The following is a 21,093-nucleotide window of genomic DNA, read 5'->3' on the forward strand; positions in this document are numbered from 1 at the left end:
TCCGCTACGCGTGAAACTTCAGCCCATCGAGGATCTTGTCGACCACCTTGCGCTCGGCGCGAATGGCGAGGCCGACCAGGTTGAGCTCGCTGCGCACGACCGCCTTCACCACCTCGCGGTTGGCGGCGTCATGCGTGGTCTTGAACATGTCCTCGGTGTAGAGCGCCGGCTGCACGTTGCGCGCCAGCGCGCGCTCCAGCGCCCGCGACAGCGCAGGCCCGTCGGCGCCGTAGATCAGAATCGGCTGGCCGATCAAAGAGAGATATCTGGTCCCCGAGCCGTCCTCGTAATTCTCGCCGATACATTCGGGGAACGAAGCCGCGATGCCACCGGCAAGAAACGACGCCACGTTGAGCTTCTGCCAGACTTCCAGGTCGGTGCGGATCACGACCGCGATCTTGGTGTCGAACTGCATGATGCAAGTCTAGCGGCAGGCAGGCGGCAAACGCCAGTTCTACAGGTGCAGACCACATCTGCCAGCGAGGCGCTGACGCTAGATTCCCGGGAGACCTGCCGGCGCATCCTGCCGACCTGAACCTGCCATTCCGCGCCGGCGAGAAGGACTTGTGATGAAGTCTTATCATTGGCAGCAGGGCGACGTCGCAAAGGCCCGATCCGTGCCGGGACGGAAAGCGATAGTCAGGTCCTGCGCCGCGTAGTAGGCTTCGGGCGTTCGATGACCATCAGCATATTTCAGGGCATTGCATCATGATCAGCAAGGCCGATGTTGTTGTTATTGGTTCGGGCGGATTGGGCGCAGCCACAGCCTATTACCTGAGCAAGCGTGGAGGTTTCAGCGTCGCCCTTGTCGACAAGCATGAGATCGGATCGCAAACCTCGCCCCGCGCGGCAGGCATGGTGAGTTGCGCGCGCAAGAGCGACCTGATGATTGGTCTCATCAAGGACGCATGCCGCAAGATCGAGGCGTTCACGGAAGAAACCGGCCAGCCGCTCGACTGGGTGCATTCGGGCAGCCTCAAGATTGCGCGCCGGCCGCAGGACGCCGAAGTGATCGAGGACGACTTCGAGCGCGGACGCCGCACCGGCCTCGACGTCGAGCTGATCTCTCCGGAAGAGGCGAGCGGTCTCAATCCGTTCCTGCAGCCGACGGGCGTCGTTGCGGCGATGCGGATCGGCGACGACCGGTATTTCGACCCGGCGCAGGTTGCCGTCGGTTTCGCCACGGCCGCCGCGGCCAACGGTGCAACCTTGCTGCCGAAGACCGACGTGCGCGCCGTCAACATCGTCGGCGGCACCGTGATCGGCGTGACCACCGCAAACGGCGTCATTGAAAGTCCGGTTGTCGTCGATGCGGCCGGTGCGTGGACGCGGCAGGTCGCGGAGGCAAGCGGGATCCGCGTGCCGCTGGTGCCGACCCGGCAGCAATTGATCGTCACCGAGCCTTTGGATGGCGCGCGGGCCGACCTGCCGATGATCCGCATCATGGATGCCGCGGTATATACCCGCCCGTGTCAGGGCGGCTTCCTGTGGGGTGTCTACGAGGAAACGCCGCGCTTCTTCGATATGCAATCGCTTGGGGCCGGCTTCGACGTCAAGGACATGCCGCTCGACATCGGCGTGCTTCATGCCGCCGCCGATGAGGTCAAGGACCAGCTCCCGTTCCTGCAAACCGCCAAGGTGCGGGAGTTTCGCGGCGGCATTCCGACGATGACCGCCGACGGCCATCATATTCTTGGCCCGGCCGCCGGAGTGACCGGGTTCTATTTTGCGAGCGGCTGCAACGTCGCCGGCCTGTCGATCTCGCCGACCGTCGGCGAGGCGCTCGCGGCCTGGATCGTGGACGGCAAGCCGCCCGTCGATCTATCGCCGATGTCGGTCATGCGGTTCAAAGACCAATCGTGGTCTGAAGACCAATTGGAGCGCGACGCCGCCTGGCAATACCGACACTTCTATGGCGCCGTCTGAGCGCGGCAGCGCGCTTTGCCCACCAGGCCGATTGCGGCGACTGCCCTACCCCTTGGCGTCGCAGGCCCAGGCACGGATCACGCATTCCTTGCCGCCATAGTCGTAGCACTTCTTGGTCGCGGCATTGAGCGAGCTCGAGATCTTCGGCGCCACGGCATAGCCATGGGCACCGCAGGGATTCTTCATGTCGATCGAGAGCGCGGCGCAGGCCCGCTTCATGGTCACGGTGGTGCAATCGCCCTTGCACTGCTTCAGCGCGGCGGCGCGCGCCGCACCTTCCGCCGGATAGTCATAGGCCTGGCCATAGGCTCCGCACTTGCCGACCGCGAACGCACCGGCCGCGCGCGCCTTGGGCACGAAGGTCTCCACGGAGAAACGGGTGGCGCCGAGCAGCAATGTCAGGACGAGAATCGTCAGCGCGCGACGCTGCGCGACGGCGGTCGAAATGATCAAGCGGAAATCCCCCAAAGCCCGGCGCGGACTGTACGCAGGGGTCGTTTCCAGATGGTGAATGACGGGTTGAGAGCGAGTTCTAGCCTTGCGTCGTCCCGGCGAAGGCCGGGACCCATAGCCACCGAACGCTGTTGTGGGCGAGGCAGCAGCCCCGGCCTCGCAAGACAATCGGCATTTGTGGCAATGGGTCCCGGCCTTCGCCGGGACGACGCGGATGGAGCTAGCCTCGTCTTGCCGCTTCCAGCGCCTGCGGGGTGTCGATGTCGAGGAAGGCGCTGTCGCCGTCGACCGGGACCTCGGCGACCACCTCGGCATGCTTGGTGATCAAGTGACGCGCGCCGATGTCGCCGTCGAGCGTCATCAGCTCCTTGAAGAAGCGCCGCGACCACAGCACCGGATTGCCGCGGCGGCCCTCGCTGACGGGGACCGCGATCAGATGGCCGCGGTCCGGCGCGAAGGTCTCGATCAGGCGATCGATCAGCTTCGCATCGATCAGCGGCATGTCGCCGAGGCAGACGATCGCGCCGTCGGCGCTGTCGGAGACCGCCGCAATGCCCGCCTTCACCGAGCTGGCGAGGCCGCCGGCGAAATCCGGGTTGCGGACGAATTTGACCTTGAGGCCCTCGAGCGCCTGCTCGACCAGCTCGGCCTGATGCCCGGTAACGACGATGACCTCGGAGGCCTTCGACGCCAGGGCCTGCTCGGCGACGATGCGCGCGAGCTTCTTGCCGTCGAGCTCGGCGAGCAGCTTGTTCGGGCCGCCCATCCGGGTCGAGCGGCCGGCGGCGAGCACGATCGCGGCGACGTTGCGGTTGCCTTCGGTGTCCGGCACGGTGCGCGGCTGCGGCCGCGTCACGATCTCCATGAGAAGTCCGCCGACGCCCATGCCGGTGAGATCCGACCGCTTCACCTTGATGCCGGCCAGCAGCCGCATCAGCACCCAGTCGAAGCCGTTCTCGACCGGCGAGCGCGCGCAGCCCGGCGCGCCCAGCACCGGCACGCCGCCGGCGCTGCCGATCAGCAGCAGATTGCCGGGATCGACCGGCATGCCGAAATGCTCGACCGCGCCACCGATCTCGGTGATCGCAGCCGGAATGACATCGCGGCGGTCGGCGATCGCGGACGCCCCGAACACGATGACGAGCTCGGCGCCGAGCCCGAGCAATTCCTTGATCGAGGCCGCGAGCACCGTCTCGTCATGCGGCACGCGGCGCTCGGCGATGATGGTGGCGCCGGCCGGCGCGAGCCGTTCGGCGGTGACGCGCAGCGTCTTGTCGATCACTTTCGGCGCGAGGCCCGGCAGCAGCGTCGAGACCACGCCGACCTTCTGGATCACATACGGCGCGATCCGCAGCGTATCCTTGCCGGCGACCGCGACGGCGGCATCGCGCAAGCGCCCCTCGACGCCGAACGGGATCAGCTTGACGGTCGCGATCATCTCGCCCTCGACCACCGGCTTGAACGCGGCGAGGGTTGCGAAGGTGATGGCCTCGTCGACGTCGTTGATGCGGTCGACCGCGGCGCGATCGATCACCAGCACGCCGGGGCGCGCCGCGAACAGATTGGCGCGGCCGGTAAAGGCGCGCTCGACATTGACGCCCTCGCCTGCCACCGCCTGCGCGATGCTGGCGGCCGCGGCGTCCTCGGAGACGTCGCCCTCGTCGAGCCGCACCACGACGATCTCGTCGACGCCGGCCTTGGTCAGCGCCTCGACCTCAGCGGGGCCGATCGTGGTGCCCTTCTTGAGCACCAGCGCGCCCTGGCGGAGGGTATGCACGGTGACGCCGCCAATCGCGTCGGCCGGACTGGCGGGACCGAACTTCATGCCGCTTCTTCTTTTTCTTTGGGGGGCAAGCGCAGCTGCGCGGTGATCTCGGCCATGATCGCGACTGCGATCTCCGACGGCGACACCGCGCCAATATCGAGGCCGATCGGCGCGTGGATGCGCGCGATGTCGCTGTCCTTGGCGCCCTGCGCGCGCAGCCGTTCGGCGCGCTTGGCATGGGTCTTCCGCGAGCCCAGCGCGCCGATATAGAAGCAGTCGCGGTCGAAGGCGTGCAGCAGCGCCGGATCGTCGATCTTGGGATCGTGCGTCACCGCGACGAAGGCGGTGTAGTGATCGACGTTGAGCGGCGGCAGCGCGACGTCGGGCCATTCGGCGACCAGCGGCACGTCGGGGAAGCGCTCCGGGCTCGCAAACGCGGTGCGTGGATCGACCACGGTGACGTCATAGTCGAGCGAGCGCGCCAGCGGCGCCAGCGCCTGGCTGATATGGACCGCGCCGATGATCACGAGCTTTGCGGTCGGCGCGTAGACGTTGAGGAACAGCCTCTTGGTCCCGACCTCGACATTGCCGCTCTTGCCCATCCGCAGCTGCTTTGCGAGCTCGGCGCGCAGCGGATCGGCGGCGATGTCCGCGGCCTTGACCAGGCGCTGATCGCCATTGGCGGTGTCGGTGACGATGATGACCGGGCGGCGCGCGGCGCGCTCGGCGTTCAGCTCTTTCAGGATCTCGAGTTTCACGGCTAACCGACCTTCTCGACGAACACGCGGATGGTGCCGCCGCAGGACAGGCCGACATTCCAGGCCGTCTCGTCGGCGACGCCGAATTCGAGCATTTTGGGCTGGCCGCTCGCGATGACGTCGAGCGCCTCGGTGACGACCGCGCCTTCGACGCAGCCGCCGGAGACCGAGCCGAGGAAGGTGCCGTCGTCATTGATGACGAGGCTCGAGCCGGCCGGGCGCGGCGCCGAGCCCCAGGTCTCGACCACGGTGGCAAGCGCCACGCCATGGCCCTCTTTCTGCCAGGTCTCGGCGGCCTGCAGGATGTCTTCGTCGCGGTTGAGCATGAGAGCGTCTCCTCAAGCAACAGAACGGATCAGGCTGCGGTGGTGCGCCGGCGGCGGGGATGACAGCGCCCCGATCAAGCCCTTGATGGAGGTCAAGTTATGCACCGGGCGAAATTCGTCAACGTGGGGCAACATCATTTTGATGCCTTGCGCCTTGGCCTCGAAGCCGGAGTAGCGCAGCAGCGGATTAAGCCAGATCAGGCGGCGGCAGGAACGGTGCAATCGGTCCATCTCGAAGGCCAGTTTGGCATCTGCCTCCCGTTCTAGTCCATCGGATATAAGGAGGACGATGGCGCCCTGCCCGAGCACCCGGCGGGCCCAGAGCTGGTTGAAGCTGTGCAGCGAGGTCGCGATCCGCGTCCCGCCGGCCCAGTCCTCGACCGAGGAGGAGCAGCTCGCCAGCGCCTCGTCGGGGTCACGGGCCCGTAACGCCCGCGTCACATTGGTCAGGCGGGTGCCGAACAGGAATACCGAGACCCGCTTGCGGTAGTCGGTGATGGCGTGCAGGAAATGCAGGAACAGGCGGGTGTACTCGCTCATCGAGCCGGAGATATCGAGCAGCGCCACGATCGGCGCCGGTTTCTCGATCCGGCCGAGCTTTCGGATGTCGATGATCTCGCCGCCGGTGCGCAGCGAGTTGCGCACGGTGCGGCGCATGTCGAGCCGCAGGCCCCGCGCATCCGGCTGGTAGCGGCGGGTGACGAGCTCGGCCTGCGGCAGCCGCATCTTGGCGATCTCGCGCGTCACCTCGGCGATTTCAGCCGCGGTCATCTGCGCAAAATCCTTCTTCTGCAGGATCTCCTTGTCGGAGACCGAGAGCTTGAGCTCCTGCTCCTGGGCCTGCGGCCGCTCCTCGCTCCGCGCCGGCTGGGCCATCGCCTCCTGGACGCGGCGCGAGGCCGGCGGCGGCTTCTTCCTGGCGTGGTCGGGCAGCGGCACCGAATCCAGCATGCTCTTCCACTCCTCGGCGGCGCGGAAGAACAGCATAAAGGCCTGGCGGAAGATCAGCGCGTGCTCGTGGCGCTTGACGAAGATCGCTTCCAGCGTGGCATAGAAATCGGAGCGATGGCCGACCTCGATCAGCTGCAGCGCGTCGAGCGCGTCGATCACCGAGCCCGGCCCGACCGGGAGCCCGGCCGCCCGCAGCGCGCGCGCAAAGCCGATCACGTTGTCGGCCATGTGGCCGGTCGGAGGCGCGAGGTGGTTGATCGCCATTGTTGTTTGGCCTCGTCATTCCGGACCGCACGAAGTGCGGATCCGAAATCTGGAGATTGCGGCGCGAGACTCCGGGTTCACGCTCCGCGTGCCCCGGAATGACGGCTAGTCGCTCGTCGCTTCCTTCAATGTCTTCTGCAGCGCATCGCCCTGCATGCGCGCGATGTCGTCCTGATACTTCAAGAGCGCGCCCAGCGTGTCGCCGACGACCTGCGGGGTCAGCGAGCGGGCGTCGAGCTCGGACAGCGCGGTGGCCCAGTCGATGGTCTCGGCAACGCCCGGCGACTTGTAGAAATCCTGGTTGCGCAGCGCCTGCACGAAGCGGACGACCTGCTGCGACAGCTTGGCGGAGATGTTCGGCACCCGCGACTTGACGATCGCGAGCTCGCGCTCGGCTGTGGGATAATCCACCCAGTGATAGAGGCAGCGCCGCTTCAGCGCGTCGTGGATCTCGCGGGTGCGGTTCGAGGTGATGATCACGATCGGCGGTGCCGGCGCCTTCACGGTGCCGAGCTCGGGGATCGTGACCTGGAAGTCGCTGAGGATTTCCAGCAGATACGCCTCGAACGCCTCGTCGGCGCGGTCGAGCTCGTCGATCAGCAGCACTGGAGGGCCCGCGACATCGGGCTCGAGCGCCTGCAGCAGCGGCCGCTTGATCAGGAAGCGTTCGGCGAAAATGTCGCTCGCGAGCTGGTCGCGATCGGTATCGCCGGAAGCCTCCGCCAGGCGGATCGCGATCATCTGCGCCGCGCTGCTCCACTCATAGACCGCGGAGGCGACGTCGAGGCCTTCATAGCATTGCAGGCGGATCAGCTTGCGTCCGAGCGCCGCCGACAACACTTTTGCGATCTCGGTCTTGCCGACACCGGCTTCGCCTTCGAGGAACAGCGGCCGGCCCATCCGCAGCGCGAGATAGGTCACGGTCGCGAGCGAGCGCTCGGCGAGGTAGCCGCGCGAGGTCAGGAGATCCTCGAGCGCATCGACGGAAGTGGGTAACGCCGATGCACTCATGGAACAGCCAGTCTTCGAACAGAGGTCAGCAAAGTCACGCCTTGGTACTTAGTCCTTGGCGTTCGCGGCTTCCACCGCCCTGCGCGTCAAAACGCCGATCAGATGGGCGCGGTATTCCGCACTGCCGTGCAGGTCGCTGTTCAGCCCGTCGGCCGAAACCGCGATGCCGTCGAGCACCTTGTGCGAAAAGCGCTTCTTCAGAGCGTCCTCGAACGCAGTGACGCGGAAGACGCCGTCGGAGCCCGCACCGGTGACCGCGACGCGCACGTCGGACGGACGCTTGGCCACGAACACCCCGACCAACGCATAACGCGAGGCCTGGTTGCGGAACTTGACGTAGGCCGCCTTCTTCGGCACCGGGAACATCACCTTGGTGATGATCTCGTCGGCCTCCAGCGCGGTCGAGAACAGGCCCTGGAAATACTCCTCGGCCTTGAGGCGGCGCTTGTTGGTGACGATGGTCGCGCCCAGCGCCAGCACCGCGGCCGGATAGTCGGCGGTCGGGTCGTTGTTGGCGAGCGAGCCGCCGATGGTGCCGCGGTGACGCACCGCAGGATCGCCGATCAGGCCGGCGAGCTCGGCCAGCGCCGGGATCGCCTCGCCCACGACCGCGGAGTTCGCGACTTCGGCATGCTTGGCGGTGGCGCCGATGACCAGCGAGCGGCCCTTCATCTCGATCGTATCGAGACCTTCGATGTGGGAGAGATCGACCAGATGCGGCGGGCTGGCGAGCCGCTGCTTCATGACCGGCACCAGCGTGTGGCCGCCGGCGATCAGCTTGGCGTCCTCGTTCTTCACCAGGAGGTTGGCGGCCTGCCGCACGGTGCCGGGACGGTGATATTTGAATTCGTACATTGGAATGTCCTGATCGCGGTCGCGATGAATTGCTGACTAGGCGAGGTCCGACTTGTTAAGCGAGGTCCGACTTCGCCATCGCCTTGGCGCCGGCGGCGATCGAGGCAACGATGTTCTGGTAGCCGGTGCAACGGCACAGATTGCCTTCCAGCTCCTCGCGGATCACCTCGTCGGAGAGCTCGTGGCCCTTGCGATGGACCAGGTCGACCGCGGTCATGATCATGCCCGGCGTACAGAAGCCGCACTGCAGGCCGTGATGCTCGCGGAAGGCCTCCTGCATCGGATGCAGCGGCGCGCCATCGGCCGCAAGCCCCTCGATGGTCTTGACCTCGTGACCGTCGGCCATCACCGCAAGCGTCGTGCAGGACTTCACCGCCCTGCCGTCCAGATGCACGACGCAGGCGCCGCACTGCGAGGTGTCGCAGCCGACATGGGTGCCTGTCAGCCGCAGGTTTTCGCGCAGAAACTGGACCAGAAGGGTACGGGGGTCGACATTCGCGTTCACGGGGTTGCCGTTCACGATCATTGAAATCTTGGCCATCAGCACTCTCTTATCTGCGCCACCGCATATCGGCGAAGCAGGCGGTTTTAAATCATTCCAGACGGCATAATATGGGCGCGCCCCGCGATGGGCAACCTTTCGAGCCACCCATCCAGGACATGGCCGGACCTGAATAATCCAGCCGAAAGGCAGGGCTAACCCTGCACCGCCTTGGCGAAATTTGCAAAGAATTCATCGGCCAGCTTCTTGGCGGCGCCGTTGATCAGGCGCTGGCCGAGCTGGGCGAGCTTGCCGCCGATCTGCGCCTCCACATTGTAGCTCAGAAGCGTGCCGCCATCCTTGTCGGCAAGGCCGACGGTGGCGCCGCCCTTGGCAAAGCCGGCCACCCCGCCCTCGCCTTCGCCTGAGATCTTGTAGCCGTTCGGCGGGTCGAGATCGCTCAATGTGACCTTGCCCTTGAAGCGGGCCGAAACCGGGCCGACCTTCATCTTGGCAGTGGCGCGGAAGCCGCCCTCGTCGGTTTTCTCCAGCTCTTCGCAGCCGGGAATGCAGGCCTTCAACACTTCGGGATCGTTGAGCTTGTCCCACACAGCCTGGCGCGGCGCTGCAAGCTGGACTTCGCCGGTCATTGTCATGGCCATGGGGGACCTCCTCGATCGCTAGAACCTTTTCCCCAAGTAAAGCAGCCGGGACACAAAGGAAAGGGCACCTTCGGAGGATGAGCGATGCATATTCGCAACCGCAGCAAGCCAAGCCCATTGTTCACGAAATTGCGCAATCCCCGCTGTTGAAAATGCCGGCAGCCCCAGGGCATTGGCATCGACGCGCGACAGTGGTTAGGTCGCCGGCCATGAGCACAGCCCTCTCCCCCCTGCTCGCGCCGATGCTGTCGAGCGCCGCGATGCGCGCGGTGTGCGACGACGCCGCCACGCTGCAGAACATGCTGGATTTCGAAGCCGCGCTGGCCCGCGCCGAGGTGGCCTGCGGGGTGATTCCCGCAGCGAGCGCAGGACCAATCGGCGCCGCCTGCAAGGCCGAATCATTCGACCTGGCCGCGCTGGCAGAGGCCGCGACGCGGTCCGGCAATCTGGCGATCCCGCTGGTGAAGGCCCTGACCGCCAACGTCGCCCAGGCGGATGCCGAGGCGGCGCGCTATGTGCATTGGGGCGCGACCAGCCAGGACGTCATCGACACCGCGACGATGCTGTCGCTGCGCGCGGGGATCGACGCGCTGCTGACCGACCTCGACCGCGCCGTTGCGGGCTTCGCCGGGCTTGCGCGCGCCCATCGCGACACCGCCATGGTGGCGCGGACCTGGCTGCAGCACGCGCTGCCGATGCCGTTCGCCCTCAAACTCGCCGAATACGGCGCGGCGCTGCATCGCTCCCGCAAGCGCTTGCTGCGCCTGCGCCGCGAGACGCTGGCGCTGCAATTCGGCGGCGCCGCCGGAACGCTCGCCGCGCTTGGCGACAAGGGCCTCGCGGTCGCCGCCGCCATTGCGCAAGAGCTTGATTTGCCGCTGCCGGATGCGCCCTGGCATACCCATCGCGACCGCATCGCCGAGGCCGCGTCGGTGTTCGCGATCCTCGCCGGCAGCTGCGGCAAGATCGCGCGCGACGTGTCGCTGATGATGCAGACCGATGTCGGCGAGGCCTTCGAGCCTGCCGGCGCCGGCCGCGGCGGCTCCTCCACCATGCCGCACAAGCGCAATCCGGTCGCCGCCGCGAGCGCGCTGGGGGCTGCGACCATGGCGCCGAATCTTGCCGCGACGATCTTCGCCGCGCAGGTGCAGGACCATGAGCGCAGCGCCGGCCCGTGGCATGCGGAATGGCCGACCTTGCCGGCCCTGATGCTGGTGACTTCGGGCGCGCTTGCCGCGATCGTCGATCTCGCCGAAGGGCTCGAGGTCGACGCGGCGCGGATGCGCGCCAATCTCGATGCGACTCAGGGATTGATCATGGCGGAAGCCGTCACCTTTGCGCTCGCCGACAAGATCGGCAAGAGCGACGCCCATCATCTGATCGAGGCCGCCAGCAAGCGCGCGGTCGCGGAGAAGAAGCATCTGCGCGAGGTGCTGTCGACGGATGCCAACGTCGCCGTACATCTCGACGCGAAACGAATCGCGGAACTGTTCGAGCCGATGGCCTATCAGGGCGCCTCGCAAGCGCTGATCGACCGCCTGCTGGCTTCACTGGATGACAAATAGCGACGATGTCGTTGCCGGGCAGAAGCGCGAAGCGCGTCTTCGCGCACATGACCCGGCAAGCGCATGACGAGAGGGACAAGACGATGCCGATGATCAACGCCGACGGGTGCCTGCTCAACGTCCAGGTGGACGGCCGCGACGGCGGACCGACCTTGATGCTGTCGAACTCGCTCGGTTGCACCCTGCAGATGTGGGAGCCGCAAATGCGGGCGCTGACGCAGCTGTTCCGCGTCATCCGCTACGACCGCCGGGGTCACGGCAAATCAGGCGTGCCCGCGGGCCCGTACTCCATGGAGCGCTTCGGCCGCGACGTGCTGGCGATCCTCGACGACCTCAACATCGAGAAGGTGCACTGGTGCGGCCTGTCGATGGGCGGCATGGTCGGACAGTGGCTGGGAGCGAATGCCCCGGAAAGATTCGGCAAGATCATCCTCGCCAACACCGCCTGCTACTATCCCGATCCGACCAACTGGCTGAACCGCATCAAGGCGGTGAAGGAAGGCGGCATCGCCGCCGTCGCCGACACCGTGATCGCGGGCTGGCTGACCGCAGATTTCCGCGAGCGCGAGCCGGAGACCGCGGCGCGCATGAAGGCGATGCTGGTTGCCTCGCCGGTCGAAGGCTATCTCGCCTGCTGCGAGGCGCTGTCGACACTCGACCAGCGCGCGCTGCTGCCCAGGATCAAGAGCCCGACCCTGGTGATCGCAGGAAAGCAGGACATGGCAACGCCGGTGTCGGCAGGCGAAATGATCCGCAGCGGCATTCCCGGCGCCAGCATGACGCTGCTCGATGCCGCGCATATTTCCAATGTCGAGCAGTCGCACGCCTTCACCGAGGCCGTGGTCGGCTTCCTGACGCAGCGGTAACGGTCGTCGTCATTCCGGGGCGATGCGAAGCATCGAACCCGGAATCTCGATCCGCATCCATAACTTCGAGATTCCGGGTTCGGTCCTGCGGACCGCCCCGGAATGACGTAACCGGGAAGGATGCTCTATTGGCGACAATCACTGTGTAGCCCGGATGCAGCGAAGCGAAGTCCGGGACAAGTCTTCGGCAGACGCTGCCCCCCGGATTGCGCTGCGCTTTATCCGGGCTACGATTTCATGAGGAGACATCCATGGACGACAATCAGCGCCGCGACGACGGCATGACGCAGCGCCGCAAGGTGCTCGGCAATGAATGGGTCGACAAGTCGATCAAGAACCGCAATGCGTTCAACACCGACTTCCAGGACCTGATCACGCGCTATGCGTGGGGCGACATCTGGACCCGGCCGCATTTCGATCACCGCACCCGCCGCGTGCTTGTGATCGGCACCATGGTCGCGCTCGGCCAGTGGGACGAATTCCGTCTGCATGTGCGCGCCGCGCTCGCCGAGGGCGGCTTCACGCCCGAGGACATCAAGGAGATCCTGCTGCAGCAGGCGATCTATTGCGGCGTGCCGGCGGCCAATCACGCCGTCAAGGAAGCCGGCGCGATCATTGCCGAGCTGGGAGCATGATCCGGAAAAGTGCGAAGCGGCTTTCCCTCGCGACAAACGCGGAACGCGTTTGCGCGGAGATCATGCTCAAACAACGAACTAAAGCGCGATGACTATCGCGCTTTAGGGCTGCTGAAGGGATAGCTGGCCTGCGGGCGTTTCGGTGGTCGTTGCTGCATTGGCAGATGCTTGAGCTCGCTTCGGCGAGGTCTCGAACAACATCACGATCGCGGTCCCGAGCAGCATCAGAAGCTCGGACGCATGCATGCGCATCGCTTCGACCTCGCCGACCTTGGAAGCCATCATCATGCTGGCGAAGCTCAGCACGCTGCCGAGGCAGAGCGCCACCGCAAGTGCCTCATCGGCGCCACTGCTGTTCTTGCGCAGCGGCGAGAACGCGGCCATCGCGAGGAAGACCGCGAAGAACGCCACCACGGTGATCCGCGCCAGCGCGAGCAGCCATGCGAGGCGCACCGTCGCCATCTTGCCGAGGTGCAGATAGTCGCTGGCATAGAACGCGATCGACACGCTCGGCCGCTCATAGAGGCCGTGGATCGGCGACACCATGATGCTGAAGGCGATGATGCTCCAGACCGGAATGAAATAGGCCGCAAGCAGCGCGCCGTTGAAGGAGCTGATCCGCCAGTTGTTCGACATTGCCGCTTCCCGTGCATCCGGCGCCTTTCAGACCGGCGACGGTTCAGGGCGCGAGCTAACGCCGATCAATTGCCGGCAGCAATTTAAACCCTTTGTTAAGGTTAAGCACGATGCGATGGTTCCGGATCGATGCGATCGGGCCCGGCCGGGATCTGCGCAAGATCGGCGCCGGCCGGGGATAGGGGGGGGGTAAAATGACCGAAAGAACGCGCGTTTTCGTCGCAACGCCCTGCTACGGCGGCGATCTGAAGATGGCCTATGTGTTGTCCGCCTTGAAGCTTCAGGCTGCGGCCACGACCCGGGGCATCGACATACAGTTTCATCTGATCGGAAACGAATCGCTGATCGTGCGCGCCCGGAATGAACTGGCCCACCAATTCCTTGCATCCGGCGCCAGCCATCTCCTGTTCATCGATGCCGATATCGGGTTCGAACCCGAGTCCGTCTTCCGGCTGCTGGATTGCGGCGCCGACGTTTCGGCCGCGGCCTATCCGCTCAAGCACATCGATTGGGCAAAGGTGCAGCGGGCTGCGGACGCCAAGCGCAAGAACCTCGCGTCATCCTCGCTGGACTATGTCGTCACATGGGAGGGCGACCAGATCACGGCGCGCGGCGACGGCTTCGCCAAGGTCCGCTATGCCGGAACCGGCTTTCTCATGATGAAGCGATCCGCCCTCGTCAGGCTGTGCGACGCCCATCCCGAACTCAAATATCGGGCGAACCACAAGTCCAACGACTTGAACACCGGCGACCTAGTTCGCGCCGACCTCGACCGCGTGTCGCTGTTCGAATGCATGATCGACAAGACGACCGGCGAGTATTTGTCCGAAGATTACGCGTTCTGCCGGCGCTGGATCGATCTCGGCGGCGAAATCTGGCTCGACCTTCGAAGCGAGCTTACGCATTTCGGTTCGTACGCCTTCCGCGGCCGCTTCGTCGACCAGTTGGCCTGAACAAGACAGCCCAAGCGAAAAGGGTCTAAGCCCGAACAAGGAAGGCCTCGCCTTTTGGCGAGGCCTCCCTGCTAGTTCGGCTCAATTGTCCGAATTAGCGCTCCGGATTGGGCTTCTGGCCCTGCCGGCCCGGATCCTGCTGTTGCTGGCCGGGCTTCTGGCCGCCGCCCTGCTGCTGCTGGCCGGGCTTCTGACTCGGGTTCTGGTTCGGCTGGCCCGGATTCTGATTTGGGTTGCTCATTCAGCTACTCCTTTGCTTTCATGAAGCTGGGGACAACGCGCGCGTCGCAAGCGCAGTTGCTCGGGGAACACGGGTTCCGGCGTGATCATTGCAGGGCAAAGCCATGTCGGCCCTGTGACATCGGAACCGCATCCGCCAAACTAGTTATGTACAAGCCCTTTCTGCTACTGCCACGCTGTTGCCGCGGCCGGGGTTCCACTGTTAGAAAACGACACGACGCGACGGATCAGGCTGCCGGGGCCCTCGCCGCGTCACCCTCGACGAAGCGTTTTCAAGCGAAGTGGGAACCGGTTCGCGTGAAGAAAGCGCGTCCAGATCAACACGAGAGCCTGGTCGGTTCTCAACCGAACGGGCTCTGACGGCAGCGCATGGATTATTTCGCCCAGCAACTGATCAACGGCCTCGTGCTCGGTTCGATCTACGGCCTGATCGCCATCGGCTACACGATGGTCTACGGCATCGTCGGCATGATCAACTTCGCGCATGGCGACATCTTCATGATCGGCGGCTTCATCGCGCTGATTTCGTTCCTGGTGCTGGTGTCGCTCGGCCTCACCGCGATCCCCCTGATCCTCCTGATCGTGCTGCTGGTCTCGATGGCGATCACCGCGCTCTATGGCTGGACCATCGAACGCATCGCCTACCGACCGTTGAGGCATTCGTTCCGCCTGGCGCCGATGCTGTCGGCGATCGGCATGTCGTTCGTGCTGACCAATTTCTCGCAGGTGTCGCAGGGCGCACGCGTCAAGCCGGTGCCGCCGATCATCACCGGCGGCTACACGCTGCATGAAGGCCCGGCGGGCTTCGCCGTGCAGCTCTCCAACATCCAGATCATGGTCGTGCTCGCCACCATCGTCGTGCTGGCGCTGTTCACCTGGCTGGTCTCGCGCACCCGGCTCGGACGCGACATGCGCGCCTGCGAGCAGGACCAGACCATGGCCGCGCTGCTCGGCGTCGACGTCGACCGCACCATCTCGATGACCTTCGTGATCGGCGCCGCGCTCGCCGCCGTCGCAGGCATGATGTATCTCTTGTATTACGGCCTGGTCGATTTCTTCATGGGCTTCGTCGCCGGCATCAAGGCGTTCACCGCCGCCGTGCTCGGCGGCATCGGCTCGCTGCCGGGCGCGATGCTCGGCGGGCTCGCGATCGGCTTGATCGAGACGTTCTGGTCGGCCTATTTCTCGGTGGAGTACAAGGACGTCGCCGCGTTCTCGATCCTGATCGTGGTGCTGATCTTCATGCCGACCGGCCTGCTCGGCCGTCCCGAAGTCGAAAAAGTCTGACAGGCACTTCGTGAGCGCGACCTCAGCCCGCCCCTCGCACGCCGCGCAGCCCTCGGGCAGCGCCTTCATTCTCAAGAAAGCCCTGATCAGCGCCCTTGTCGCGCTGGTGCTGTTCTCGCTGATGATCGGCATTCGCACCGAGGCCGGGCCGCAGGGCGGCCTGATCTACTGGACGCGGTTCGGCGACCTCGCGGCCCTCGTCGGCGCGGTGTTCGGCGGCAGCATCGTCGTCGAGCTGCTGCGGCAATGGTGGGGGCCGGTCGACAAGGACCGCATCGTGCCGAAGCCGGTGCAATCGGCGATGTCGTTCGCCGGCCGCTGGCTGGCGCCGGCGCTGCTGGTGTTCACCTTTCTCGTGCCGGTCATCTTCTACAACCAGCGCTACATTCTCGACCTGTCGATCCTGGTCCTGACCTATGTGATGCTGGGATGGGGATTGAACGTCGTGGTCGGCCTCGCCGGCCTGCTCGACCTCGGCTATGTCGCCTTCTATGCGGTCGGCGCCTATTCCTACGCATTGCTCGCGACCAATTTCGGATTGTCGTTCTGGGTCTGCCTGCCGCTTGCCGGCATCCTGGCGGCGTTCTGGGGCGTGCTGCTCGGCTTCCCGGTGCTGCGGCTGCGCGGCGACTATCTCGCGATCGTGACGCTCGCCTTCGGCGAGATCATCCGCCTCGTCATCATCAACTGGCAGAGCCTGACCGGCGGCCCCAACGGCGTCTCGGGAATTCCCCGCCCGACCATGTTCGGCATTCCGCTGACGGCGGGTGACGACGGGCTCGCCGCCAAGCTCGGCATCGAATTCTCGCCGACCCACCGCCTCGTCTTCCTGTTCTATCTGATCCTGGCGATGGCGCTGATCACCAACTGGGTGACGATCCGGCTGCGGCGGCTGCCGATCGGCCGCGCCTGGGAGGCGCTGCGCGAGGACGAGGTCGCCTGCCGCGCGCTCGGCATCAACACCACGACGACCAAGCTGACGGCGTTCGCGACCGGCGCGATGTTCGGCGGCTTGGCCGGTGCGTTCTTCGCCACGCGGCAGGGCTTCATCAGCCCGGAATCCTTCACCTTCCAGGAATCGGCGCTGGTGCTGGCGATCGTGGTGCTCGGCGGCATGGGCTCGCAGCTTGGCGTGGCGCTCGCCGCGCTGACCATGATCGGCGGCTTCGAGTTGTTCCGCGGCCTCGATCAATACCGCATGCTGGTGTTCGGCATGGCGATGGTGCTGCTGATGATCTGGCGGCCGCGCGGGCTGATCGGCCATCGCGCGCCGACCGTGTTCCTGGAACGCAACCAGGCGATCTCGTCCGACCTCGTCAAGGAGGGCCACGGATGAGCGGCGACCCCATCCTCACCGTCGACCGCCTGATGATGCGCTTCGGCGGCATCGTCGCGGTCAACGAGCTGTCCTTTGCGGCCGAGCGGCGCAAGATCACCGCGCTGATCGGGCCGAACGGCGCCGGCAAGACCACCGTGTTCAACTGCATCACCGGGTTCTACCGGCCGAGCGGTGGCGCGATCCGCCTCGCCCACGACGACGGCCGCACCATCCAGCTCGAGCGGCTGAACGATTTCCGCATCTCCAAGCAGGCCAAGGTGGCGCGCACCTTCCAGAACATCCGGCTGTTTCCCGGCATGACCGCGCTGGAAAATCTGATGGTCGCCCAGCACAACGCGCTGATGCGCGCCTCGGGCCTGACCCTGCTCGGGCTGCTCGGCCTGCCGTCCTGGCGCGAGGCCGAGCAGCGCGCCATCGATCTGGCGCGGACCTGGCTCACGCGCGTCGGCCTGCTCGACCGCGCCGACGATGCCGCGGGCAACCTGCCCTATGGCGACCAGCGCAGGCTCGAAATCGCGCGCGCGATGTGCACTGAACCTGTGCTGCTCTGTCTCGACGAGCCGGCGGCGGGTCTGAACGCGCGCGAGAGCGGCGGGCTCAACGAGCTGCTGCTGTCGATCCGCAACGAACAGGGCACCTCGATCCTCCTGATCGAGCACGACATGTCGGTGGTGATGGAGATCTCCGATCACGTCGTGGTCATGGATTACGGCGTCAAGATCGCCGAAGGCACGCCGCAGACGGTGCGCGACGACCCCAAGGTGATCGCCGCCTATCTCGGCGCAGACGAGGAAGAGGCGATCGCCGTGATGGAGAGCGGCACGTGAGCGCGGCACAGGCAACGACGCCCCTGCTCGCGGTGCGCGGCGTGCGCGCGGCGTATGGCAAGATCGAGGCGCTGAAGGGCGTCGATATCGAGATCAATCGCGGGGAGATCGTCGCCCTGATCGGCGCCAACGGCGCCGGCAAGTCGACGCTGATGATGACGATTTTCGGCAGGCCGCGCGCCCGCGCCGGCGCCATCGAATTCGACGGCCGTGACATCACCGGCGTGCCGACCCACGAGATCGCGCGGCTGCGGATCGCACAATCGCCGGAGGGCCGGCGGATCTTTCCGCGCATGAGCGTCGCGGAAAACCTGCAGATGGGCGCCGATGCCACCGAATGCAGCGAGGCCGAACGTGCAGCCGGGCTGGAGCGGGTGTTCGCGCTGTTCCCGCGCCTGAAGGAACGCGTCGCACAACGCGGCGGCACGCTGTCGGGCGGCGAGCAGCAGATGCTGGCGATCGGCCGCGCCCTGATGAGCCGGCCGCGGCTGCTGATGCTGGACGAGCCCTCGCTCGGGCTCGCGCCGCTGATCGCGCGCCAGATCTTCGACGCCATCCGCACGCTGAACCGGCAGGACGGCCTCACCGTGCTGATCGTGGAGCAGAACGCCAACCATGCGCTGAAGCTCGCCCATCGCGGCTATGTCATGGTCAACGGGCTGATCACGCTGGCCGGAACCGGCGCCGAATTGCTGCAGCGCCCGGAAATCCGCGCCGCCTATCTGGAAGGCGGCCGCCGCGGCTAGCTTGACGTTCGTGCCGCCCCCGCAAGCAAGACGCGGCGGATGCAGCGTCGATTTGCCTGAAAATTGCCGGTGACTTCGCCGCGAAATCAGCTGAGAATGCGCGCGGTTTTGGGGCCCGGCGTGCCGGGCCCTTCCGCAAGAGGCAACGACCACGAGGGACGTCTCATGAAATCACTGAAGCTGATCGGCCTGGCACTTGGCGCTTCGTTCGCATTATCGGCGAGCGCGTTCGCGCAAGACATCACCATCGCCGTCGCGGGCCCGATGACGGGCTCCGAATCCGCTTTCGGCCGGCAGATGAAGAACGGCGCCGAGCAGGCGGTCGCCGACATCAACGCCGCCGGCGGCGTGCTCGGCAAGAAGCTCGCGCTGGAAGCCGACGACGACGCCTGCGATCCGAAGCAGGCACGCTCGATCGCGGAAAAGATCGGCTCTTCGAAGATCCCGTTCGTGGCCGGCCATTTCTGCTCGTCGTCCTCGATCCCGGCCTCCGAGGCCTATGCCGACGCCAACGTGCTGCAGATCACCCCGGCCTCGACCAACCCGCTGTTCACCGAGCGCAAGCTCTGGAACGTGGCGCGCGTCTGCGGCCGTGACGACCAGCAGGGCCTGGTCGCCGCCGACTACATCATGAAGAACTACAAGGGCAAGAACGTCGCGATCCTGAACGACAAGACCACCTACGGCAAAGGCCTCGCCGACGAGACCAAGAAGGCGCTGAACAAGGCCGGCTTCCAGGAGAAGATGTTCGAGTCCTACAACAAGGGCGACAAGGACTTCAACTCGATCGTCTCGCGCCTGAAGCGCGACAACATCGATCTGGTCTATGTCGGCGGCTACCACCAGGAAGCCGGCCTGATCCTGCGCCAGATGCGCGACCAGGGCCTGCAGACCGTGCTGATGGCCGGTGACGCCATGAACGACAAGGAGTTCGCCTCGATCACCGGCCCCGCCGCCGAAGGCACGCTGTTCACGTTCGGTCCGGACCCGCGCAACAAGCCGACCGCGAAGGCGATCGTCGAGAAGTTCAAGGCCAAGAACATCGACCCCGAGGGCTATACGCTCTACACCTACGCCGCGATGCAGGTCTGGACGCAGGCCGTCACCAAGGCCGGCACCACCGACGCCAAGAAGGTGATGGACGCCATCAAGGGCGGCGAGTGGGACACCGTGCTCGGCAAGATGGCCTTCGACGCCAAGGGCGACATCAAGGCGATCGACTACGTCGTCTACAAGTGGGACGCCAAGGGCAACTACACCGAGATCAATCCGAAGGGCTCCTGAGCCTCTCGCGCGTCTGATCCAATCAGAGATACGAGAACGCCCCGGTCCGCCGGGGCGTTTTTTTGACCTGATGCCTGCAAGTCTTACCGCACGTCTCCGCCCGCCCGTGCCCGACGGTTGATGCATCCGTCGCGGCTGCTATACCGGATCGATCGGACAGCAGGCGGATGGACCCATCGTGAAAAACCTTCTCACCGATATTGCCGGCGTTGCCGTCGGCCATGCCGACGATCCAACGGTCGCCTCCGGCGTCACCGCCATCCTGTTCGAGCGGCCGGCGGTCGCCTCGATCGATGTCCGCGGCGGCGGTCCCGGCACCCGCGAGGAAGCGCTGCTTTCGCCGCACAACGTCGTCGAGGCAATCGACGCCATCGCGCTGTCCGGCGGCTCGGCGCACGGGCTCGATGCCGCCGGCGGCGTGCAGGCCTGGCTCGCCGAGCGCGGCCGCGGCTTCCGCATCCGCGACGCGGTGATCCCGATCGTGCCGGGCGCGATCTGCTTCGACCTGCTCAACGGCGGCAACAAGGCGTGGGGACGCTTTCCGCCCTATCGCGACCTCGGCTACGCGGCGGCAAATGCCGCCTCCGATGACTTCGAGCTCGGCAGCGTCGGCGCCGGCATGGGCGCGACCACAGCCAACCTGAAGGGCGGCCTCGGCTCGGCGTCGGCACTAACCGATGACGGCGTGAAGGTGGCGGCGCTCGCGGTGGTCAACGCGGTCGGCAGCGTTACGGTCGGCAGCGGTCCCTGGTTCTGGGCGGCGCCGTTCGAGGTCGGCGGCGAGTTCGGCGGGCGCGGCCTGCCGCCGTCGTTCACGGCAGACATGCTGAAGGCGCGGCTGAAGGGCGGCGCCGACGCCAGCGCCGCCGAGAACACCACCCTCGTCGTGGTGGTGACCGATGCGCAGCTGACGAAGCCGCAGGCGCGGCGGCTTGCGATGATCGCGCAGACCGGCATGGCGCGCGCGATCTATCCGGTGCACGCCCCGCTCGACGGCGATGTGGTGTTTGCCGCCGCGACCGGCGCCAAGCCGATCGATCCGCTGTTCGGCCTCACCAGGCTCGGTGCGCTCGCCGCCAACACGGTGGCGCGCGCCATCGCCCGCGGCGTCCATTCGGCGACCGCGCTGCCATTCGCCGGCGCGCTGCCGAGCTGGCGGGACAGATTCGGTTAGTTCGAGTTGAAGCGACGCGCTCGCGGAGACTCTCCCTCGCCCGGAACGCGGGGCGAGGCGAAGCAGACGCAGCCTGCGCTATTCGATGC

23 protein-coding genes are annotated in these 21,093 nt (G+C 66.0%); 11 read left to right on the forward strand and 12 right to left on the reverse strand.

What is annotated here, in order from left to right; translation table 11 throughout:
* Positions 1-4: 4 nt before the first annotated feature.
* Positions 5-415, reverse strand: coding sequence for a DUF2000 family protein (locus tag QA639_RS27585; protein ID WP_028336807.1), 411 nt, complete (start codon positions 413-415; stop codon positions 5-7).
* A 293-nt stretch (positions 416-708) separates the two neighbouring features.
* On the opposite strand from QA639_RS27585, the gene QA639_RS27590 reads away from it, so the two are divergent.
* Complete coding sequence (locus QA639_RS27590; RefSeq protein WP_157343270.1) at positions 709-1,926, forward strand: NAD(P)/FAD-dependent oxidoreductase; 1,218 nt, start codon at positions 709-711, stop codon at positions 1,924-1,926.
* Positions 1,927-1,971: 45 nt separating this feature from the next.
* Here the strand turns inward: QA639_RS27590 and QA639_RS27595 are convergent, their stop codons facing one another.
* The 9 genes from QA639_RS27595 to QA639_RS27635 form a co-directional block, all read right to left on the reverse strand.
* Positions 1,972-2,322 (reverse strand): DUF4189 domain-containing protein, encoded by a 351-nt coding sequence (locus QA639_RS27595; RefSeq protein WP_420888210.1) that lies wholly within the window; start codon positions 2,320-2,322, stop codon positions 1,972-1,974.
* A gap of 277 nt (positions 2,323-2,599) precedes the next feature.
* Complete coding sequence (locus QA639_RS27600) at positions 2,600-4,204, reverse strand: NTP transferase domain-containing protein (RefSeq protein ID WP_028336804.1); 1,605 nt, start codon at positions 4,202-4,204, stop codon at positions 2,600-2,602.
* Positions 4,201-4,902 carry an XdhC family protein gene (locus QA639_RS27605; protein WP_283087735.1) on the reverse strand — a complete coding sequence of 234 codons (702 nt, stop codon included), beginning with the start codon at positions 4,900-4,902 and terminating at the stop codon, positions 4,201-4,203. The genes QA639_RS27600 and QA639_RS27605 overlap by 4 nt, the downstream gene beginning before the upstream one ends.
* Positions 4,903-4,904: 2 nt before the next feature.
* The gene (locus tag QA639_RS27610; protein ID WP_018272401.1) at positions 4,905-5,228 is read right to left on the reverse strand and encodes an XdhC family protein; all 324 of its coding nucleotides are present in this window, start codon (positions 5,226-5,228) and stop codon (positions 4,905-4,907) included.
* 12 nt (positions 5,229-5,240) lie between these two features.
* Positions 5,241-6,443: a vWA domain-containing protein gene (locus QA639_RS27615; protein WP_028336802.1), complete on the reverse strand. Its 1,203-nt coding sequence runs from the start codon at positions 6,441-6,443 to the stop codon at positions 5,241-5,243.
* Positions 6,444-6,548: 105 nt separating this feature from the next.
* Positions 6,549-7,454 (reverse strand): AAA family ATPase, encoded by a 906-nt coding sequence (locus QA639_RS27620; RefSeq protein WP_076828515.1) that lies wholly within the window; start codon positions 7,452-7,454, stop codon positions 6,549-6,551.
* 48 nt (positions 7,455-7,502) lie between these two features.
* Positions 7,503-8,309, reverse strand: coding sequence for an FAD binding domain-containing protein (locus QA639_RS27625; protein WP_050383296.1), 807 nt, complete (start codon positions 8,307-8,309; stop codon positions 7,503-7,505).
* A 55-nt stretch (positions 8,310-8,364) separates the two neighbouring features.
* Entirely contained in the window at positions 8,365-8,850 is a 486-nt protein-coding gene (locus QA639_RS27630) for a (2Fe-2S)-binding protein (protein ID WP_028336799.1), read from the reverse strand.
* A gap of 155 nt (positions 8,851-9,005) precedes the next feature.
* The gene (locus QA639_RS27635; protein WP_016840413.1) at positions 9,006-9,452 is read right to left on the reverse strand and encodes an SRPBCC family protein; all 447 of its coding nucleotides are present in this window, start codon (positions 9,450-9,452) and stop codon (positions 9,006-9,008) included.
* 209 nt (positions 9,453-9,661) lie between these two features.
* On the opposite strand from QA639_RS27635, the gene QA639_RS27640 reads away from it, so the two are divergent.
* From QA639_RS27640 to QA639_RS27650, 3 genes are all read left to right on the forward strand, one after another.
* Positions 9,662-11,017, forward strand: coding sequence for a 3-carboxy-cis,cis-muconate cycloisomerase (locus tag QA639_RS27640; protein ID WP_157343268.1), 1,356 nt, complete (start codon positions 9,662-9,664; stop codon positions 11,015-11,017).
* A gap of 83 nt (positions 11,018-11,100) precedes the next feature.
* The gene (gene pcaD, locus QA639_RS27645) at positions 11,101-11,883 is read left to right on the forward strand and encodes a 3-oxoadipate enol-lactonase (protein WP_069279692.1); all 783 of its coding nucleotides are present in this window, start codon (positions 11,101-11,103) and stop codon (positions 11,881-11,883) included.
* Positions 11,884-12,134: 251 nt separating this feature from the next.
* Entirely contained in the window at positions 12,135-12,518 is a 384-nt protein-coding gene (locus QA639_RS27650) for a carboxymuconolactone decarboxylase family protein (protein WP_028336796.1), read from the forward strand.
* Between the two features lie 102 nt (positions 12,519-12,620).
* Here the strand turns inward: QA639_RS27650 and QA639_RS27655 are convergent, their stop codons facing one another.
* Positions 12,621-13,154 (reverse strand): hypothetical protein, encoded by a 534-nt coding sequence (locus tag QA639_RS27655; protein ID WP_028336795.1) that lies wholly within the window; start codon positions 13,152-13,154, stop codon positions 12,621-12,623.
* A 194-nt stretch (positions 13,155-13,348) separates the two neighbouring features.
* Here QA639_RS27655 and QA639_RS27660 point away from each other — a divergent pair, with 194 nt between their 5' ends.
* On the forward strand, positions 13,349-14,107 hold the full coding sequence (locus tag QA639_RS27660; protein WP_157343267.1) for a hypothetical protein: 759 nt from the start codon (positions 13,349-13,351) through the stop codon (positions 14,105-14,107).
* A 94-nt stretch (positions 14,108-14,201) separates the two neighbouring features.
* Here the strand turns inward: QA639_RS27660 and QA639_RS27665 are convergent, their stop codons facing one another.
* The gene (locus tag QA639_RS27665) at positions 14,202-14,348 is read right to left on the reverse strand and encodes a hypothetical protein (protein ID WP_016840407.1); all 147 of its coding nucleotides are present in this window, start codon (positions 14,346-14,348) and stop codon (positions 14,202-14,204) included.
* A gap of 368 nt (positions 14,349-14,716) precedes the next feature.
* Between QA639_RS27665 and QA639_RS27670 the strand changes: the two genes are divergently transcribed.
* From QA639_RS27670 to QA639_RS27695, 6 genes are all read left to right on the forward strand, one after another.
* A complete protein-coding gene (locus QA639_RS27670) occupies positions 14,717-15,634 on the forward strand; it encodes an ABC transporter permease subunit (RefSeq protein WP_028336793.1) in 918 nt (305 codons plus the stop codon).
* 10 nt (positions 15,635-15,644) lie between these two features.
* Positions 15,645-16,970, forward strand: coding sequence for a high-affinity branched-chain amino acid ABC transporter permease LivM (gene livM, locus QA639_RS27675; RefSeq protein ID WP_092088592.1), 1,326 nt, complete (start codon positions 15,645-15,647; stop codon positions 16,968-16,970).
* Positions 16,967-17,800, forward strand: a complete 834-nt coding sequence (locus tag QA639_RS27680; protein ID WP_050387696.1) for an ABC transporter ATP-binding protein — start codon at positions 16,967-16,969, stop codon at positions 17,798-17,800. Before livM ends, QA639_RS27680 begins: the two co-directional genes overlap by 4 nt.
* Positions 17,797-18,546: an ABC transporter ATP-binding protein gene (locus QA639_RS27685; RefSeq protein WP_018272406.1), complete on the forward strand. Its 750-nt coding sequence runs from the start codon at positions 17,797-17,799 to the stop codon at positions 18,544-18,546. The genes QA639_RS27680 and QA639_RS27685 overlap by 4 nt, the downstream gene beginning before the upstream one ends.
* 165 nt (positions 18,547-18,711) lie before the next feature.
* The gene (locus tag QA639_RS27690; RefSeq protein ID WP_283087736.1) at positions 18,712-19,830 is read left to right on the forward strand and encodes a branched-chain amino acid ABC transporter substrate-binding protein; all 1,119 of its coding nucleotides are present in this window, start codon (positions 18,712-18,714) and stop codon (positions 19,828-19,830) included.
* Positions 19,831-20,008: 178 nt separating this feature from the next.
* On the forward strand, positions 20,009-21,004 hold the full coding sequence (locus QA639_RS27695; RefSeq protein WP_283087737.1) for a P1 family peptidase: 996 nt from the start codon (positions 20,009-20,011) through the stop codon (positions 21,002-21,004).
* Positions 21,005-21,093 lie beyond the last annotated feature (89 nt).

It is taken from the genome of Bradyrhizobium pachyrhizi (genome assembly GCF_029714545.1).
Classification (GTDB): domain Bacteria; phylum Pseudomonadota; class Alphaproteobacteria; order Rhizobiales; family Xanthobacteraceae; genus Bradyrhizobium; species Bradyrhizobium pachyrhizi.

Bases quoted from the DNA above. Each gene is read 5' to 3' on its own strand.
- QA639_RS27585 (WP_028336807.1), bottom strand. From the start codon at position 415: ATGCAGTTCGACACCAAGATCGCGGTCGTGATCCGCACCGACCTGGAA.
- QA639_RS27590 (WP_157343270.1), top strand. From the start codon at position 709: ATGATCAGCAAGGCCGATGTTGTTGTTATTGGTTCGGGCGGATTGGGC.
- QA639_RS27600 (WP_028336804.1), bottom strand. From the start codon at position 4,204: ATGAAGTTCGGTCCCGCCAGTCCGGCCGACGCGATTGGCGGCGTCACC.
- QA639_RS27610 (WP_018272401.1), bottom strand. From the start codon at position 5,228: ATGCTCAACCGCGACGAAGACATCCTGCAGGCCGCCGAGACCTGGCAG.
- QA639_RS27615 (WP_028336802.1), bottom strand. From the start codon at position 6,443: ATGGCGATCAACCACCTCGCGCCTCCGACCGGCCACATGGCCGACAAC.
- QA639_RS27620 (WP_076828515.1), bottom strand. From the start codon at position 7,454: ATGAGTGCATCGGCGTTACCCACTTCCGTCGATGCGCTCGAGGATCTC.
- QA639_RS27625 (WP_050383296.1), bottom strand. From the start codon at position 8,309: ATGTACGAATTCAAATATCACCGTCCCGGCACCGTGCGGCAGGCCGCC.
- QA639_RS27630 (WP_028336799.1), bottom strand. From the start codon at position 8,850: ATGGCCAAGATTTCAATGATCGTGAACGGCAACCCCGTGAACGCGAAT.
- QA639_RS27635 (WP_016840413.1), bottom strand. From the start codon at position 9,452: ATGGCCATGACAATGACCGGCGAAGTCCAGCTTGCAGCGCCGCGCCAG.
- QA639_RS27640 (WP_157343268.1), top strand. From the start codon at position 9,662: ATGAGCACAGCCCTCTCCCCCCTGCTCGCGCCGATGCTGTCGAGCGCC.
- pcaD (WP_069279692.1), top strand. From the start codon at position 11,101: ATGCCGATGATCAACGCCGACGGGTGCCTGCTCAACGTCCAGGTGGAC.
- QA639_RS27650 (WP_028336796.1), top strand. From the start codon at position 12,135: ATGGACGACAATCAGCGCCGCGACGACGGCATGACGCAGCGCCGCAAG.
- QA639_RS27655 (WP_028336795.1), bottom strand. From the start codon at position 13,154: ATGTCGAACAACTGGCGGATCAGCTCCTTCAACGGCGCGCTGCTTGCG.
- QA639_RS27660 (WP_157343267.1), top strand. From the start codon at position 13,349: ATGACCGAAAGAACGCGCGTTTTCGTCGCAACGCCCTGCTACGGCGGC.
- QA639_RS27665 (WP_016840407.1), bottom strand. From the start codon at position 14,348: ATGAGCAACCCAAATCAGAATCCGGGCCAGCCGAACCAGAACCCGAGT.
- QA639_RS27670 (WP_028336793.1), top strand. From the start codon at position 14,717: ATGGATTATTTCGCCCAGCAACTGATCAACGGCCTCGTGCTCGGTTCG.
- QA639_RS27680 (WP_050387696.1), top strand. From the start codon at position 16,967: ATGAGCGGCGACCCCATCCTCACCGTCGACCGCCTGATGATGCGCTTC.
- QA639_RS27690 (WP_283087736.1), top strand. From the start codon at position 18,712: ATGAAATCACTGAAGCTGATCGGCCTGGCACTTGGCGCTTCGTTCGCA.